This is a genomic window from Methylosinus sp. is20ea (genome assembly GCF_059718135.1).
On sequence record NZ_AP046088.1, the window covers coordinates 1450186 to 1466188 of the forward strand.

Annotated in this window: 10 protein-coding genes; 8 read left to right on the top strand and 2 right to left on the bottom strand. The window is 67.5% G+C overall.

From position 1 onward, the window contains the following. The first annotated feature begins 24 nt into the window (after nucleotides 1-24). From AC6IY7_RS06655 to AC6IY7_RS06680, 6 genes are all read left to right on the top strand, one after another. Entirely contained in the window at nucleotides 25-1962 is a 1938-nt protein-coding gene (locus AC6IY7_RS06655; protein WP_497782282.1) for an autotransporter assembly complex protein TamA, read from the top strand. Next, on the top strand, nucleotides 1962-5729 hold the full coding sequence (locus tag AC6IY7_RS06660) for a translocation/assembly module TamB domain-containing protein (RefSeq protein WP_497782283.1): 3768 nt from the start codon (nucleotides 1962-1964) through the stop codon (nucleotides 5727-5729). Before AC6IY7_RS06655 ends, AC6IY7_RS06660 begins: the two co-directional genes overlap by 1 nt. 326 nt (nucleotides 5730-6055) lie before the next feature. Then, nucleotides 6056-7432, top strand: a complete 1377-nt coding sequence (locus AC6IY7_RS06665) for a TldD/PmbA family protein (RefSeq protein WP_497782284.1) — start codon at nucleotides 6056-6058, stop codon at nucleotides 7430-7432. Then, nucleotides 7429-8724 (top strand): TldD/PmbA family protein, encoded by a 1296-nt coding sequence (locus AC6IY7_RS06670; protein WP_497782285.1) that lies wholly within the window; start codon nucleotides 7429-7431, stop codon nucleotides 8722-8724. Before AC6IY7_RS06665 ends, AC6IY7_RS06670 begins: the two co-directional genes overlap by 4 nt. A gap of 15 nt (nucleotides 8725-8739) precedes the next feature. Then, nucleotides 8740-9297 (top strand): signal peptidase II, encoded by a 558-nt coding sequence (lspA, locus tag AC6IY7_RS06675; protein WP_497782286.1) that lies wholly within the window; start codon nucleotides 8740-8742, stop codon nucleotides 9295-9297. Between the two features lie 134 nt (nucleotides 9298-9431). Next, nucleotides 9432-10052, top strand: a complete 621-nt coding sequence (locus AC6IY7_RS06680) for a hypothetical protein (RefSeq protein WP_497782287.1) — start codon at nucleotides 9432-9434, stop codon at nucleotides 10050-10052. A gap of 24 nt (nucleotides 10053-10076) precedes the next feature. Here the strand turns inward: AC6IY7_RS06680 and AC6IY7_RS06685 are convergent, their stop codons facing one another. After that, nucleotides 10077-10817, bottom strand: a complete 741-nt coding sequence (locus AC6IY7_RS06685; RefSeq protein ID WP_497782288.1) for a carbonic anhydrase — start codon at nucleotides 10815-10817, stop codon at nucleotides 10077-10079. Nucleotides 10818-11218: 401 nt separating this feature from the next. Between AC6IY7_RS06685 and AC6IY7_RS06690 the strand changes: the two genes are divergently transcribed. Then, on the top strand, nucleotides 11219-12610 hold the full coding sequence (locus AC6IY7_RS06690; protein WP_497782289.1) for a M16 family metallopeptidase: 1392 nt from the start codon (nucleotides 11219-11221) through the stop codon (nucleotides 12608-12610). 17 nt (nucleotides 12611-12627) lie between these two features. Further along, a complete protein-coding gene (locus tag AC6IY7_RS06695; protein WP_497782290.1) occupies nucleotides 12628-13908 on the top strand; it encodes a M16 family metallopeptidase in 1281 nt (426 codons plus the stop codon). A 591-nt stretch (nucleotides 13909-14499) separates the two neighbouring features. Here AC6IY7_RS06695 and AC6IY7_RS06700 read toward each other — a convergent pair. Next, nucleotides 14500-15891, bottom strand: a complete 1392-nt coding sequence (locus AC6IY7_RS06700) for a sensor histidine kinase (RefSeq protein ID WP_497782291.1) — start codon at nucleotides 15889-15891, stop codon at nucleotides 14500-14502. Nucleotides 15892-16003 lie beyond the last annotated feature (112 nt).

Genomic DNA, 16003 nt, shown 5'->3' on the forward strand with positions numbered 1-16003 from the left:
CTCCTTGGCGTGCGACTCGCGGGCATGACTGCGCTCCTGGCGTGCTGCGGGCAGGATGCGGCCACTCCCGCCCGCGCGTTCGATCTGTTCGGCCTCTTCGGCTCCGCCGAGGAGACGCCCGAGCCGAGCCGCGACGCCCTGCCCTACACAATCGAATTCGCCGGCCTCGACGAGGCGGAGGGCCTCGCCCGCAATCTCCAGGACGTCTCCAACACATGGCGGCTGCGCCTGCAGGCGCCGCCCACCGGCGCAGGCCTCGCGCGGCGCGTCGTCGCCGATTTCCCGCGCCTCGCCGAGGCGCTGTGGGCGAGCGGCTATTATGACGCGGAGATAAAGGCGACGATCGTCGGCGTGCCGGTGCGCCCGGACGGGCATGGCGCCGATGTCGCGGCGGCCGCGGCCGAGCGGCTGCGCGGCCAGGCGCTCGCGCCGATCCGCATAGAGATCGTGCCCGGCCCGCTGTTCCATTTGCGCAATGTCGCGCTTCTCGACGCCCGCAGCGGCAAGCCGCTCGACGAAGCGCTGCTCTCCAAAAAATCGCTGGAGCGCGACAAGGATGAGCCGGCGCGCGCCGCCGCCCTGCAATCCATGCAGACCGCCTGGATCGACGCGCTGCGCGCCAATTCCTATCCGCTCGCCAAGGTCGTCGCGGCGAAGCCGACCATTCTGCATCCCGAAACGGCGATGGATGTGGTCGTGACGATCGACCCCGGCCCGCGCGCGGGAATCGGCAAGGTGACGGCGAGCGGCTCGCCCGGCATAGACCCGGAGGTGCTTCGCTCCTTCATCTATCTGGAACAGGGCGAGCCCTATAGTCCGCAGAAGCTCGCCGATCTGCGCAAATCCGTCGGCCGGCTGGAGGCCGTCGGCTCGGTGAAGGTCGAGGACGGCGAAAAGCTCGACGCCAATGGCGATCTGCCGATCTTCGTGCAGACAAGCGAGCGCAAGCGCCATGCGGTGGGCGCGGACGCCTTTTTCTCCAATGTCGACGGGCCGGGCCTGCGCGCCTATTGGACCGACCGCAATCTCTTCGGCGGCGCCGAAAGGCTGCGTTTCGATGTCGAGGGCGGCCTCGCGCCCTTCGGCAGCTCGGCGACCTATCACGGCCTCTCCTCCATTCGCCTCGACGACGTCATCGGCCGCGCCAAGGCGAGCTTCGTGAAGCCGGCGCTGTTCGGCTCGCGCGACGATCTGCTCCTCGACGCCGGCGTCGTGCGCGAGAAGACCGATTATTACTGGGCCTATTACGGCGCCGCCTCCGCCGCGATCCGCCATCGCTTCAGCGATTCCGCCTCTGTGCAGGCAGGCCTCGAATTCGAGCGCGGGCACACATTCGACGCCTTCGGCCCGCACGACTATTCGCTGCTCGGCGTCCCGCTCTCGGCCAGTTACGACGGAACCAATGATCTTCTCGCGCCGACCAGCGGCTTTCGCGCCGTCGCCAATGTCACGCCCTATGTGAAAGCCTTCGGCGACAGCGTCGGCATGGTGCAATCGAAGACGCAGATCTCCTTCTATCAGGCGCTGGACGAGGACGGCTGGTATGTGCTCGCCGGCCGCATGGCCGCGGGCTCGATCGTCGGCGCGAGCATAGCGGATATTCCAGCGAGCCATCGCTTCTTCGCCGGCGGCGGCGGCTCGGTGCGCGGCTATCGCTATCGCTCGCTGAGCCCGGACGCCGGCCTCGGCTTTCCGGTCGGCGGACGCAGCCTGCTCGAGGGCTCGGCCGAGGCGCGCATAAAAGTGACGCGCGAGATCGGCGTGGTTCCCTTCTACGATATCGGCTCGGCCTTCTCCGCGCCATTTCCCGACTTCCAGTCGTCCATGCGTTCTTCTGTCGGCATAGGCCTGCGCTATTACACAGGGATCGGCCCCGTCCGCCTCGATGTGGCGACGCCGCTCGGCCGGCGTCCCGGCGAGAACAAATTCGCGATCTTCATCGGCGTCGGGGAGTCGTTCTGATGCGCTTTCGCCGCATTCTCGCTTATGCCTTCGGCGCTCTGCTGCTGCTCGGCGTCGCGGGCGCGCTCGCGCTGCGCATGCAGGCGCGCGAGGGCAAGAGCGTCCTCGCCGATCTCGTCTCGCGCGCCGCCTCCTCGCCCGATCTGAAAATCGACATCGGCGCCTTCGAGGACCCTTTGTCGGCGCATCCGCTGCTGCGCGACATTTCCATCGCCGATCGGGACGGCGTCTTTGCGAAGATCGACCGGATCGCCATCGACTGGTCGCCCTCCGCGCTCTTCTCTCTGCGTGTCGATGTCGAGACGCTCGCCATAGGCGCGATCGACATAGCGCGCCGTCCGGCGCCCGCGCGCGCGGCGGCGGCGGCGGAAACGTCCAAGAGCGGCGGCGGCTTTGCGCTCCCGAATCTTCCCATGCGCATCCGCCTCGGCCGGCTGGCGCTGGATTCGCTCTCGCTCGCCGAGCCGGTTCTCGGCGCCGCGGCGAAATTCACCGCGAGCGGCGACGCCGCGCTCGACAATGGCGCGCGCCTCGCCTTGGACATTCGCCGGCTGGACGCGCCCGGCTCCATCGCCGCGAAAGCCGATATAGCGGCGGACGGGGGCAAGATCGCCCTTTCCGTCACGGCGCAGGAGCCCGAGGGCGGCGCCATCGCCCGCCTCGCTGCGCTGCCCGGCCTGCCGCCTGTCGATATCGCTTTGACCGGCGAAGGACGGCTCGACGATTTCGCCGCCCATCTCGCCGCGAAAGCGGGCGAGAAGATCGGCGCCGAGGGCCGGGCCCATTTGACGCGCAATGGCGCGGCGCGGCGGCTCGAATTCGATCTCGCGAGCCGTCTCGCCCCGCTGCTGCCCGGCGCCGCCGCAGCGCTCTTCGAAGGGACCACGCAGCTCGCCGGCGCAGCGAGTTTGCGCGACGATGGCGCGCTTGCCGGCGACATCGCCATCCGCAGCGCGACGGCGTCGAGCGACGCGCCGCGCCCGCTCGATCTCGCCATAGCGCTGAAGGGCGTTCCGAAAGACGAGCGGATGACCGCGACGCTGAGCGGAACGCTCGCCGCTCCGCCGCTCGGCGCGCCCGCGCTCGAAAGACTGCTCGGCCGCCGCCTCGCGCTCGGCGGCGCGGTCGCCTCGCTTCCCGGCGGCGGTCTGCGCTTCGAAGGCCTGTCGCTGCGCGGCGAACATCTCTCCGCCAAGATCGACGGCGCGGCGATGCGCGAAGCCCTCGACGTCGGCGCGAAGATCGACATCGCCGATCTGCGCCCGGCCGATCCGCGGCTCTCCGGCCGCGCCGAAATCTCCGTGAAGGCGATGGGCTCGGCCGACAGGCCGAACGCCGATTTCGACGCGCGGCTCGAAGACGCCCGCCTCGACGGCCATGCGATCCAAAAGCTCGCGCTCTATGGCTCCGCGCGCGATCTCACCGGCGCGCTCGTCGCGACCGCGACGCTGGACGGCGCCATTGACGGCGCCCCGGCGCGCGGAAAATTGAACGCGCGCAAGGAGGCCGGCTGGAGGCTCGACAATCTCGATCTCGCGATCGGCCGCGCGACGCTCCACGGCGCCGTCATGCTCGATGCGCAAGGCCTCGCCAGCGGGCGCCTCTCGCTCGCCGCGCCCGATCTCGACGATCTCTCGGCGCTGGCCCTGCGCAAGCTCTCCGGCGCGCTGCAGGCGGACATATCCCTCGACGCGGAGCAGGGCGCGCAGAATGTGACGATCGAAGCGCAGGGGACGCGCATTCGCGCCGCCGACGCCGCCATCGAAAGGCTGAGCGCGAAACTCTCCGGCCATGATCTGCGCCGCCGTCCCGCGCTCGATGGAAGCGTCGCGGTGGAATCGGCGCGCATCGCCGGCAAGGTGATTTCCAAGGCGCGCCTTCTCGCCGCGCCCGCCGGCGCCGCCACCTCTCTCGACCTCTCCGTCGATGCGGAAGGTTTCGCAATCGCCAGCCGCTCCACGCTGACGCCGGGCGAGCGGACGCGGCTCGACATTCAATCGCTGTCCGCGCAACGCGCCGGCAAGCGCATCGCCCTGACCGGCCCGGCGAGCGTCACGCTGGGCGCCGGCGTCGTGGAGCTGAAAGGAATCGCTCTCGCGCTCGGCGCCGGCCGGCTCGACATAGACGGAACGATCGGCGAGCGGCTCGATCTCACCGCGAGAGCCCGCGCCATTCCGCTCTCCATCGCTTCCATCGCCGATGCGAGCCTCTCGCTCGACGGCGCGCTGGACGCGGAAGCGCGCATCACCGGCGACAAGAAAGCGCCGAACGGCGATTGGAAGCTAAAGATCGCCAAGCTCTCCGCGCCGCAATTGCGCAGCAATGGCCTGCCGCCGCTGGATCTCGCCGCGCATGGAGCGCTCGCCGGCGCGCGCACCAGCCTCGACGCCGACATTGCGCTCGGCTCCGGCGGGCGTTTCGCCATCACGGGCTCGGCGCCGATCGACACAACCGGCGCGCTCGATCTGAAGGTCAAAGGCGAGGCCGACGCCAAGCTCGCCGACACGGCGCTCGCCACCAATGGCCAGAGCCTGCGCGGCAAGGCCAATGTCGATCTGCGCATCGCCGGCTCCGTCTCGGCGCCGGCGATCGAGGGCGGCGTCACGCTCGCCAACGGCTCCTTCTCCGATCCGCTGAACGGCGTCTATCTCGACCATATAGACGCCAAGCTCGACGGACATGGCCGCGAGATCGCGATCACGCGATTGACCGCGCTCACCAAGAATGGCGGGCAGATCGCCGCGACCGGCCAGATCGCCATCGAGCCGCAAGCCGGAATGCCCGGCGCCATTCGCATCAAGGCCAAAAATGCGCAGCTCGTCAGCAGCGATCTCGTCTCCGCCACCGCCGATCTCGACCTCGACATAGGCGGCCCGCTCGCACGTTCGCCGAAAGTCTCCGGCCGCGTGACGCTGACGACGATGGAGGTGAATGTTCCCGATCGGCTGCCCGCCTCCTTCCAGGCGCCGCGCGGCGCGGTCCATATTTCGCCGCGCGATTTCGCCAAGCAAATGTTGGCGCTGGAAGCCAAGGAGAAAGCGCGCGCGGCCAAGCGTTCGCCCTTCGACGCGGCGATCGACCTCACCATCGCCGCGCCCAATCGCATTTTCGTGCGCGGCCGCGGCATAGACGCGGAATTCGGCGGCGAATTGAAACTGAGCGGCGCGGTTCAAAAGCCCGTCGTCAACGGCGCTTTCGATCTGCGCCGCGGCAAGCTGCAATTGCTGACGCAGCGCATCGACATCACGCGCGGCAAATTGACCTTCGCCGGCGGATTGACGCCGCAGCTCGATTTCACCGCCGAGACGACGGCCAGCGACGTCACCGCGAAAATCGGCGTCTCCGGGCCGGCCTCGCTGCCGAGCTTCACCTTCTCCTCCTCGCCGGAGCTGCCGCAGGACGAGGTTCTCTCGCGCCTGCTCTTCGCCAAAGCGTCGGGCTCGCTGTCGGCCTTTCAGGCGGTGCAGCTCGCCACCGCTCTGGCGCAATTCTCCGGCGCCGGAACCGGCGTCGACGCATTCGAGAAAATGCGCAAGGCGCTCGGCGTCGATTCGCTCGATCTCGAGGCCGGCGGCTCCAGCGGGCCGACAGTCGGCGCCTCGCGCTATATTTCCGACAATATCAGCGTCGGCGTGCGCACAGGCGCCAAGCCGGAGCAGACCGCCGTCAGCGTCGGCGTGGACGTCACCAAGAATGTCCGCGTGAAGGGCGAAACCAAGGTCGACGGCAAATCCTCGCTCGGCGTCGGCGTCGAATGGGAATATTGACGGCGCCGCAATCGCTCGCCGACACGCGGCGTATCGACGAAGCGCCTTCCTCTCCTTCATCCTGAGGAGGCCTCGCAGAGGCCGTCTCGAAGGACGAAGGAGAGGGAAGCGCGTCACGCGCGGTCTTTCGAGGGCGATTTCCGAGGGCGATTTCCGAGGCGGCGCATGAAGCTCTCCTCGTCCTTCGAGACGGGCCCTTCGGGCCCTCCTCAGGATGAGGAGAACTTCACTCGATCGCCGCGGCGGCCGATAGGTCGTCATTTCGCTCACCGACTCGTTCCGCTATATTGCCGCCAGAAGCTCATTTCACCCGAAAGGCCGCGAATATGCTCGACCGGCTCGTCGCGCGCGCGGCGCAATTGCCCGCCTATGGGGAATTACGCTGGCACGCCAATCATTCCTCCCGCATCATGATGCGCAAAGGCGTGCTGCTCGCCAATGGACGCTCGCGCGACAGCGGCGTCTCGGCGCGGCTCTATCGCAACGGCGCCTTCGGCTTCGCCGCCGCGCCGGCCGATGACGAGACGAGCCTTTCCGCCGTCATCGCCACCGCCAAGGACAATGCCGAATTCGCCGGCGGTCACGCCGCGAGCGGCGCGCTCTCCACCGCCGCCGGAAGCGGAAGCTATGATTATCGCAGCAAGCGCGCGCCGCTCTCGGCAGAGCAGCGCGTCGACATTGTGCGGCGGCTCGACGAGGCGATCCGCGCGCGTTATCCGGGCCTCGTCAATGTCGATATCGCTCTGTCCAGCCATGCGAGCGAGAAGATTCTCGCCAATAGCGACGGCGCCGCGACCTATTCCTTCGTGCCGCGCGCGGCGCTCGTCGTCTCGATGAGCGTCGCCGCCAATGACGGAATCGTCGAGCTCTATGACATTCTCGGCGGCTTCGGCGAGATCGAGGATCAATCCTTCGACGAGGCGACGCTCGCGCCCTGGCTCGAGGAGCTGCACGAGAATTTGCGGCGCAAGGCCGAGGGCGGCCAATGCGAGGCCGGCGATCACGATGTCGTGCTCGACGCAGCGCTCGCCGGCATTCTCGCCCATGAGGCGATCGGCCATACTTGCGAGGCCGATCTCGTGCTCGCGGGCTCGGTCGCCGGCGATCATCTCGGCGAGCTGGTGGCGAGCGAGAAGATCACGCTCGGCGATTATGGCGGACGCGGGCCGGATGGCAAATCCTCCTTCGCCATTCATGTCGATGACGAAGGCACGCCCTGCCGCGACGTCGCCATCATCGAGAATGGCGTGCTGAAAAACTTTCTGCACAATAAACGCACCGCGCAAATGCTGGACGCGGAGCCCGCCGGCAACGCGCGCGCCTTCTCCTTCCAGGACGAGCCGCTGGTGCGCATGCGCAACACCTTCATCGCCAAGGGAAACGACAAGCTCTCCGACATGATCGGTGCGATCGAGCGCGGCTATTATCTGAAGCGCTCCACCAATGGCCAGGCGGACGCCACCAGCGAATTCATGTTCGGCGTCAATTGCGGCTATGAGATTCGCGACGGCAAGCTCGGCCGCGCCATTCGCGACACGACGATCTCCGGCGTCGCCTTCGACATGCTGAAGAGCGTCACCCATGTCGGCGATGATTTCCGCTGGGCGGCGGGCGGCGGCTGGTGCGGCAAGAAGCAGCCGATCGCCGTCGGCATGGGCGGCCCTTCGATCAAATGCCGCGTCACTCTGGGAGGACGCGGATGAGCGCCGCTTCGGATGATTTTCTCGACCAGATTCTCGCGCGAGCGAAAGCGGCCGGCGCCACTGCGGCGCAGGCGCTGAGCAGCCGCACGCGCTATTTCGAGATCGAATTCGATCATCGCAGCGTCGATCTTGTCCGCTCCACCGAGAATGAGACGACGACGATCACCCTGTTTCGCGACGGCAAGCGCGGCGGCGCAACGCTCAACGGCCGCCGGCCGGAGGAGGTCGAGGCGGCGATCGCCGCCGCAGCCACGGCGGCCGAAGCGGGCGTCGCCGATCCCGCCAACGACATCGCCGAGGCGCCTTCGCTGCCGCCCGGCGATCACGGCCCCACCGAGCCGGATCGCGCCGCCATGCGCGCGCAGGTCGATGAGTTTCTGGAGAGCCTGCCCTCGCGCCATCCGCTGCTGCGGCTGCGCGACAGTCTCTATACGTTTACGGAACAGGAGACCGAATTCGCCAATTCGGGCGGCCTGCGCCAGCGCGAGCGGCGTGGCCGCCACGGTTATCGCGCCATGTTCATGGCCAAGGACGGGCCGCTCACCACATCTTTCAACGCCGCGGGCGGGAGCGCTTTTTCGCCCTTCGCCTCGCTCTATGACGCCGCCGGGGTCGGGCGGCTGATGGCCGAATGCGAGCGCTCGCTGGAGCGCCGGCCTGTCGCGGGAAAATTCGTCGGCGATGTGATCGTCACGCCGCATTGCCTCACCGGGCTGCTGCCCTCCATCGCCGGCGCGCTCTCCGGCCCGGCGCTGCTCGCCGGCTCCTCGCCGTTCAAGGACAAGCGCGGCGAGCGCATCGCCAGTCCATTGTTCTCGCTCGACAACGCCCCGCGCTCCGCGGATTTCTCGGAGGGTTCGGATTTCGACGATTTCGGCGTGCCGACACGCGATCTGCCGATCATAGAGGATGGCGTGCTGAAGGATTTCCTCATCGGTTATTTCTTCTCGCGCAAGCTCGGCATGGCGCAGACGGCGGGCGTGCGCAACAGCCGCGTGCGGCCGGGGGAGACGAGCCTCGCCGATATGATCGCCGGGGTGAAGCGCGGAATTCTGTTCTCCCGCTTCTCGGGCGGCGCGCCCAATGACAATCTGGATTTTTCTGGAATCGCCAAAAACTCGTTCTATATCGAGGACGGCGAGGTGAGACACGCCTCGAGCGAGACCATGGTGAGCGGGAACTTCCAACAATTGCTGCAAGATATCCACGCTGTCTCGAAAGAGGTCGTGAATTTCGGCGATTGCGTCTATCCATTCGTCGCCGCCTCGGGCGTGACCATTTCGTCGAAATGAGGCCCGGCGCCGCCGATGGCTGGAGGGAGTTTATTGGTCTATCGCCCCTGGTTTTCCGGCCCCGGATTTTCCAGCCCTCGCGCCTTCGGCCTCGCGGCGGTGGCGGCCGCCCTGGCGCTCGACCAAGCGCATAAATTCTGGATGCTGCATGTCTTCGACATCGGGCAGCGCCAGCCGATTCGCCTCACCTCTTTTCTCGACCTCGTGCTGTCGTGGAATTTCGGGGTCTCCTATTCTCTGCTCTCCTCGCAGACCGAGGCGACGCGCGCGCTGCTGGTGGCGTTCCAACTGTCGATCGTCGGCTGCCTCGCCTATTGGCTGTGGCGCGCCCCGAGACGGCTGACGGCGGCGGCGCTCGGCCTCGTCGTAGGCGGCGCGCTCGGCAATGTCGCGGACCGGCTCACGCGCGGGGCGGTGGCGGATTTCTTCTTCTTTCACACGGCCTTGCCGGTGGGGCCGCTGGCCAATTACGTGTTCAATGTCGCCGATGCGGCGATTTTTCTCGGGGTCGTTCTGCTGCTGCTGGAGAGCTTTCGCGCCGGCGCCGCGCGGCCCACCCCGGCGGCCAGCTAGATCTCGCGTCGATTTCGGCTGGCCCGGAGGGCCGCGCGCCTCTAAAATGCCAATAAGCGGGCCGTAACAATGCGGCTCTGGGAATTGCGCGCGCTTCGGCAAGGGGGCCGCGTCCATGGGAGGAGATCTGGGCGATGAAACGGGCGACAGCCTCTCTGCATCGGGCGCCGGCGTGTTGCGGGCTCGCGCTCGTCCTTCTCGGCGGCGCGGGAGTCGCGCCGGCCGCGGCCTATGACGACAAATCGACGGTCACATCGGTCCTCGGCTTCATTGGCGTCTATTCCGACGACGAGGAAAATCAGAAGATCGTCTTCCGCGAGCATCCCAAGCTCGTCGTGCCGCCCAATCGTCAGGGGCTTCCCTCGCCGCAGGCGGAGACCGAGCGCCCCGCCTCCTGGCCGGTCGATCAGGAGATCGCGCGCCGCAAGGGCGCCCAGGCGCCGGCGCGCCAGCCCGGCCTCAACGAAAATCCCAATGTCGCCGGCTCGAAGAATGGCGAGCACGACGGCCCGCGCAAATGTCTGGTCACGGCCTCGGACGGCCATTGCACGATCACCACCGACGCCGACGAGCCCGGCGCCAGCGCCACCAAGACCCGCGGCGCCGGCGAGTCCTCGACGCGCTCCTATCTGACGGAGCCGCCGCAGGCCTATCGCCAGAAGGTCGCGGGCGGCAAGGGCGCCAAGGAAGAAGAGGAAAAGCCCGGCTGGACCAATCCCGTGGGGATGATCGGCAAGCTTTTCGGCGGCTCCTGAGCCGCCGAGCCTGAACCCCGCTCCTCAGCCGCCGCTCAGCAGGATGCGGCGATGCGTCGGCTGCAGCGGGCGGGCGTTCATCGGGAACAGCGTCTTGAAGGCGTCTATGTCGGCCTGGGCGACGGCCACAGGCTCGGCGAAGACGTTCCAATGCACCACTTCCGAGCAGGGCGGCGTCGTCAGCGAGCCCTCGTAGCGAAAGAATTTCTTTCCCTTGGGCAGCAGAGCGGAGGCGTCGAGAGGCGCCTTCAGCGCGGCCTTGCCCTCCTCCTTCGGCGCGGCGGCCATCAACGCCGAAAAAGCCTTGTTCGCCCGGCCCGCGACGAGGAAAGCGCCGACCACCAATAGATCGCCATTGTCGCCGGCATGGACGAAATGCGCCTCCATGGCCGTGCGCTTGCCGCCGAGGGCATGCTCGCTCGGCGTGTGGAAATGGAATTGCTTCAACTCGAATTTGCGGCCGTCGAGCTCGGCGACGCCACCCCCGGCGGCGGCGTTGGCCTGGATCGTATGGCCATTATTGACGATCTCGTAAGCTTGCGGCTTCCAGCCGAGCTTGGGCGGGCGAGCGTCGGCCTTCACCGCATCGGTGAGGTCGATCGGCGATTGCTCGGCGCCGAGCGAGCAGGCCTTGGCCGCCTCGTCATGCGCGCCCCAATGCTGCGGATCGTCATAGGTCCAATGCGCGCTCTCGGAGCGCGCCGCCGCGGCGCAGAGCGGACAGGCGGCGAGGCCGGCCAGAAAAGAACGTCTCGTGAAAGCCATGCGATCCCCCATGCGGCGCTCGGGTTTCGCGCCGACGATTCGGATCGCTGGATAATGCCTGCGAGCCGCGGCCGCGGCAACGCTCCAGGCGCCGAGGCAGGGCTCCGAACTCGGGCTGACGAGCCGACACCTTTCAAGCGTCATGGCCGCGCTTGTCGACGGCAAGCGCGGCCATGACACGATTGTGTAGGAACTGTTAACCGGGATTCGGAGCCCTGGGCGCCCTGGGCCGAGCTTTCGCGGCGCCTGACAGGCCACGCTTTCATGCTTATATAGATCGAATGCTCGCGTCGAAGCGTACGGGCGAGACCCCGGGGGACGAACTGGCGCCGAATTCTCTTGGCCGGCGCGCGCCCGGGCGCCGGACGCGGTCGAACGCGCTATAGCGAGGAAAGATCATTATGCCGATGACACAGCCGGGGGCCGAGGCGATCGCGGCCGATCATGCCGCCAGCTCCGCCGCCGCCAAAACCGACGCCGCGCGCGCCGGAACCGCCAAGAGCGAGAACGCCGCCGCCGGAGTCGTCCATTCGCGCCTCGCCAACGGGCTAGAGATCGTCGTCATCGCCGACCGCCGCGCGCCGGTCGTCACCCATATGATCTGGTATCGCAACGGCTCCGCCGACGACCCGCTCGGCAAGTCGGGAATCGCGCATTTTCTCGAACATCTGATGTTCAAGGGCACGCATGCCCATCCGCAGGGCGAGTTCTCCAATCTCGTCTCCGAGCTCGGCGGCCAGGAGAACGCCTTCACCAGCTATGACTACACCGCCTATTTCCAGCGCATCGGCAAGGAGCATCTCGGCACGCTGATGGAGTTCGAGGCCGACCGCATGACCAATCTCGTCCTCTCCGACGAGGTGGTGGGGCCGGAGCGCGAGGTGGTGCTCGAGGAGCGCCGCATGCGCACCGAGAACGACCCCTCCGCCCAGCTCGACGAGGCGGTGCAGGCGGCGCTGTTCCCGCACCATCCCTATGGAACGCCGATCATCGGCTGGGGCCATGAGATCGAGACGCTCGGCCGCGAGGACGCGCTCCATTATTATCATCGCTTCTACACGCCCGAGAACGCCATCCTCATCGTCGCCGGCGACGTCGATTTCGAGACGGTGCGCGACCTCGCCGAGAAGACCTATGGCCGCATCCCCGCCAGCGACGACGCGCCGAGCCGCCGCCGCCCGCGCGAGCCGGAGCCGCGCGCCCATCGGCTGGTGACGCTCGCCGACGAGAAGGTCGAGCAGCCGACGCATGAGCGCGTCTTCCTCGTGCCCTCCTATACGACCGGCGCGCCCGGCGCGGCCGAGACGCTCGAGGTTCTCGCCCATGTGCTGGGCGGCGGGCCGTCGAGCGTGCTCTATGATTCGCTCGTCGTGGAGCAGAAGGTCGCGGTCAACGCCGGCGCCTATTACATGGGCTCGGCGCTGGACGACACGCGCTTCTGGATCTTCGCCACGCCCGGCCCCGGCGTCTCGCTGGAGCAGCTCGACGCCGCGATCGACGCGGCGCTCGACAAATTCGCCGCGGCCGAGATCGCCGAGGCCGATCTGAAGCGCGCCAAGAACCGGCTCGTCGCCGATGCGGTCTATGCGCAGGACAGCCAGGTGTCGCTCGCCCGCTGGTATGGCGAATCGCTCGCCACCGGCCTCGCGGTCGAGGACGTCGCCGCCTGGCCGGAGCGCATCGACGCGGTGAGCGCCGAAGACATAGCCGCCGCCGCCCGCAAATGGCTGCAGAAGCGCCGGGCCGTCACCGGTTTCCTCGAAGGCGAAGACGAAGCCGAGCTCGCCGCCTGACATCGGAGCGAATTTCAATGACAGCCCACGCCATCGCGCCTGCCCGCAGCCGCGCCGAGACCATTCAGCGCGTCGTCACGCCCGGCGGGATCGAAGCCTGGCTCGTCGAGAGCTACGCCGTTCCGCTCGTCGCGCTCGAATTCGCCATGCGCGGCGGCGCCTCCCAGGACCCGGCCGGCAAGGCCGGCCTCGCGACTCTGCTCGCCGGACTGCTCGACGAGGGCGCCGGTCCCTATGACGCGCGCGCCTTCCACCTCGCCGTCGAGGATCTGGCGATTCGGCTCGGATTCGGCTGCGACCGGGACGCGATCTCCGGCCATATGCAGACGCTCGCCCGCAACAGCGACGAGGCCTTCGAGCTGCTGCGCGTCGCGCTCTGCGAGCCGCGGCTCGAGCAACAGGCGATCGACCGCGTGCGCGGCCAGATCGCCGCCGGGCTGAAGCGCGACGCCAATGATCCGGACGCGATGGTCGCCAGGGCCTTCCGCGAGGCCGCCTTCCCCGACCATCCCTATGGCCGGCCGGCGCGCGGCGACGTGGAGAGCCTCGACGGCCTGACGCGCGACGATCTCGACGCGCTGCGGACCCGCCTGCTGGCGCGCAGCGATCTCGAGATCGCCGTCGTCGGCGCCATAGACGCGGCGACGCTCGCCGCCAAGCTCGACTCCACCTTCGGCGCGCTGCCGGCGCAGAGCCGTCTCACCCCCGTCGCCGAGATCGACATTCACGCGCTCGGCGAGCGCCGCATCATCGATCTCGACGTGCCGCAATCGGCGATCCGCTTCGGCCGACCCGGCATGCAGCGCCATGATCCCGATTATTTCGGCGCCGTGGTCATCAACCATATCCTCGGCGGCGGCGTGTTCACGGCGCGGCTCTTCAACGAGGTGCGCGAGAAGCGCGGCCTCGCCTATTCGGTCTATTCGCATCTCAACGAATATGACAAATGCGCCATGCTGGTCGGCGGCGCGGCAACGAAGAACGAGCGCGCCCGCGAATCGCTGGAGGTGATCCAGAGCCAATTCGCCGATCTCGCCAATGAGGGCCCGAGCGAGGACGAGCTCGACAAGGCGAAAAAATATCTGACCGGCTCCTATGCGCTGCGCTTCGACACATCGACGAAGATCGCCGGCCAGTTGGTCAATCTCCAGCTCGACGGATTCTCGCCCTCCTATCTCGACGAGCGCAATGGCCGGATCGACGCGGTGACGCTCGACGATGCGCGGCGCGTGGCCAAACGCCTGCTCGGCAATGGCGAGCTGCTGGTGTCGATCGCCGGGCGGCCGCAGGGACTCTAGCGGTCTGCTTCATCGGAACTGAAGGGTTTTGAAAGAGCGAGCCTTAGAGGCTCGCTCTTTCAACGCCGAACCGGCGTCCACCTAGGCTGGAAGCACTCTAAACCGCCGCGGCCGCGCGCCAGCGGTCTTTTTCTCTGAAATTCAGCGATCTTCTGCAAAAGAAAACGGGCGCCGCAACCTGCGGCGCCCGACGGATCGTCATGAAAAAAGGGGTTCGGCTGACGCCGAACCCCTGCGCCGTTGCAAATTCCGTCGGGGAATAATTTATCCACTATCGATCGACTACTTCTCTTCTTTAGCCCGCCTCGATCGTAAAGGAAACAACCTAATATAGGTCTGCGCTAGAAAGACGACGCCTGTGGCTCGCAGGTAACACTAGTAATTATACTATAGGAGAATTACTTTTAGTGATAGTGCTTGGTACTAATACTAACCTGTCCTGCGAGCGCTTTTACTTTCATTGGCTTGCGCAATGGCAGAGAAATGCTTGGACGCAGCCATAGGTTACGCCTCCGTTACCGCTTCATCAGCGGGCCGATAATTTTGCTCATTTCGCTGTGACACGCCAGCTACTGCGCCGCGTGAGTCCCGCTATCCACAGGTCTCGACGACCAGAGGCAAAGCGAGTTTGAACGCCGCATGGCCGGCGTCGCGCGCCTCCGAGCGGCCGCAGCCGCCAGGACCCTCGACGATGGCGCGCGACGTCGCCGGCTCCGTCGCGGCGATCTCCTCGGCGCGCCGCGACACGGCCGACGCCAGAGGCGTGACGCCCGCGTCGCGGATTTCGACGACGATCTTCCCGCCGCTCGTCGATGTCGCGAGGATCAGCCCGGGGTGGAGCGAGGCGTTCGCCGTCTCGACGGCGCTGCGCAAGAGATCGACCAAGTCCTGCTCGATCTGCGACCGATCGCCGATCACGAGATCGCGCTCCGCCGCCAAGCGCAGCTCGACGTGAACGGTCTCTCCGGCGCCGCGGCGGACGGTCGCCCATGCGTCGCGAATCAGCTCGTGCAGCGCGATCTCGTTATCGTCGTGAGCGAAAAGCTCGCGCCATTCGCCGACGAGCCGCGCGGCGCGATATAATTGCGCGCCGGCGCGGTCCATCGCGGCCAGCTGATCCTCCGATCGCGGCGCGCCGCCGAGCGTCGCCTGGCGACGCGCGGCCTGAAGATAGGCGGTGGCCGCGGTGAGCGGCTGATTGATATCGTGAGCGAAGCCGACGGCCTCGCGTTCGAGCGCCCGCAGTCGCTCCGCATGGCGGCACGGTTCCGGCGCGTCGTCGAGGCCCTGCGCGAAAGCGACTCCGCGCGCGCATCTCTCGTCGAGCGGGACGAAGAGGAGGCGCAGCCGCGTGCGCCCGCCGTCCTTGCGCGCGAACTCCGTCTCGACGAAGCCGGCGCCGCTCGCGCCGGGCGATCGGAGCCGCGCCGCCTCCCGCCAATCGATCCGGCCGGCGGCGAGATCGTCGCGACCATAACCGACCATTCGGAGAAATTCGTCATTGGCGTCGGTGACGGCGCCGCAGCTGCTCCAACGGAAGGCGCCGACCAGCCCGCCTTCCCATAGCGCGCGCAGACAGGCTGCGTCGCTTGCGAAGCGATCGGCGAGCGTCTCGTCGCGGGGACGGGCGCGCAGCGCGTCGATCACCACGGCCGTCAGCACGGCGAGAGCGAGCCCGACGGCGAGACCGACCCAGGCGGCGGCGTCGAATGGCTCGAAGAAAAACCGTGCGAGCAGCCCCGAGGCGAGCGCCGCCGAAACCACGGCTGCGAGGCCGCCGACCAGAGCGGCGAATTGCGCGGCGACATAGAAGGACGCGGAAGAGAATTGCTCTCCGAACGACGCCTCCAGACCGAAACGCGCCAGCGCGCCGAAGGCCGCGAGCGTCGCGCCGAATCCGACAGGTCTCCGCGCGGCGAATTCGCGGCATCGGGCATAGGGAGCGGAAAGGGCCCGGAGCCCGGCGACGACGGTTGCGCTCATTCGGCGCGGCGCTCCTGCGACCCCCCAAAAAAGCCTGGTACTCGGCACAAGCGCTTTCCGACAATCATCAAATGCGGGGGCGCAAGACTGGCCCAGAACATTTGTTTTGGCA

What these genes read in the sequence shown, in the direction of transcription:
- AC6IY7_RS06655 (WP_497782282.1), top strand. Translation starts at nt 25, where the DNA reads ATGACTGCGCTCCTGGCGTGCTGCGGGCAGGATGCGGCCACTCCCGCC.
- AC6IY7_RS06660 (WP_497782283.1), top strand. Translation starts at nt 1,962, where the DNA reads ATGCGCTTTCGCCGCATTCTCGCTTATGCCTTCGGCGCTCTGCTGCTG.
- AC6IY7_RS06665 (WP_497782284.1), top strand. Translation starts at nt 6,056, where the DNA reads ATGCTCGACCGGCTCGTCGCGCGCGCGGCGCAATTGCCCGCCTATGGG.
- AC6IY7_RS06670 (WP_497782285.1), top strand. Translation starts at nt 7,429, where the DNA reads ATGAGCGCCGCTTCGGATGATTTTCTCGACCAGATTCTCGCGCGAGCG.
- lspA (WP_497782286.1), top strand. Translation starts at nt 8,740, where the DNA reads ATGGCTGGAGGGAGTTTATTGGTCTATCGCCCCTGGTTTTCCGGCCCC.
- AC6IY7_RS06680 (WP_497782287.1), top strand. Translation starts at nt 9,432, where the DNA reads ATGAAACGGGCGACAGCCTCTCTGCATCGGGCGCCGGCGTGTTGCGGG.
- AC6IY7_RS06685 (WP_497782288.1), bottom strand. Translation starts at nt 10,817, where the DNA reads ATGGCTTTCACGAGACGTTCTTTTCTGGCCGGCCTCGCCGCCTGTCCG.
- AC6IY7_RS06690 (WP_497782289.1), top strand. Translation starts at nt 11,219, where the DNA reads ATGCCGATGACACAGCCGGGGGCCGAGGCGATCGCGGCCGATCATGCC.
- AC6IY7_RS06695 (WP_497782290.1), top strand. Translation starts at nt 12,628, where the DNA reads ATGACAGCCCACGCCATCGCGCCTGCCCGCAGCCGCGCCGAGACCATT.
- AC6IY7_RS06700 (WP_497782291.1), bottom strand. Translation starts at nt 15,891, where the DNA reads ATGAGCGCAACCGTCGTCGCCGGGCTCCGGGCCCTTTCCGCTCCCTAT.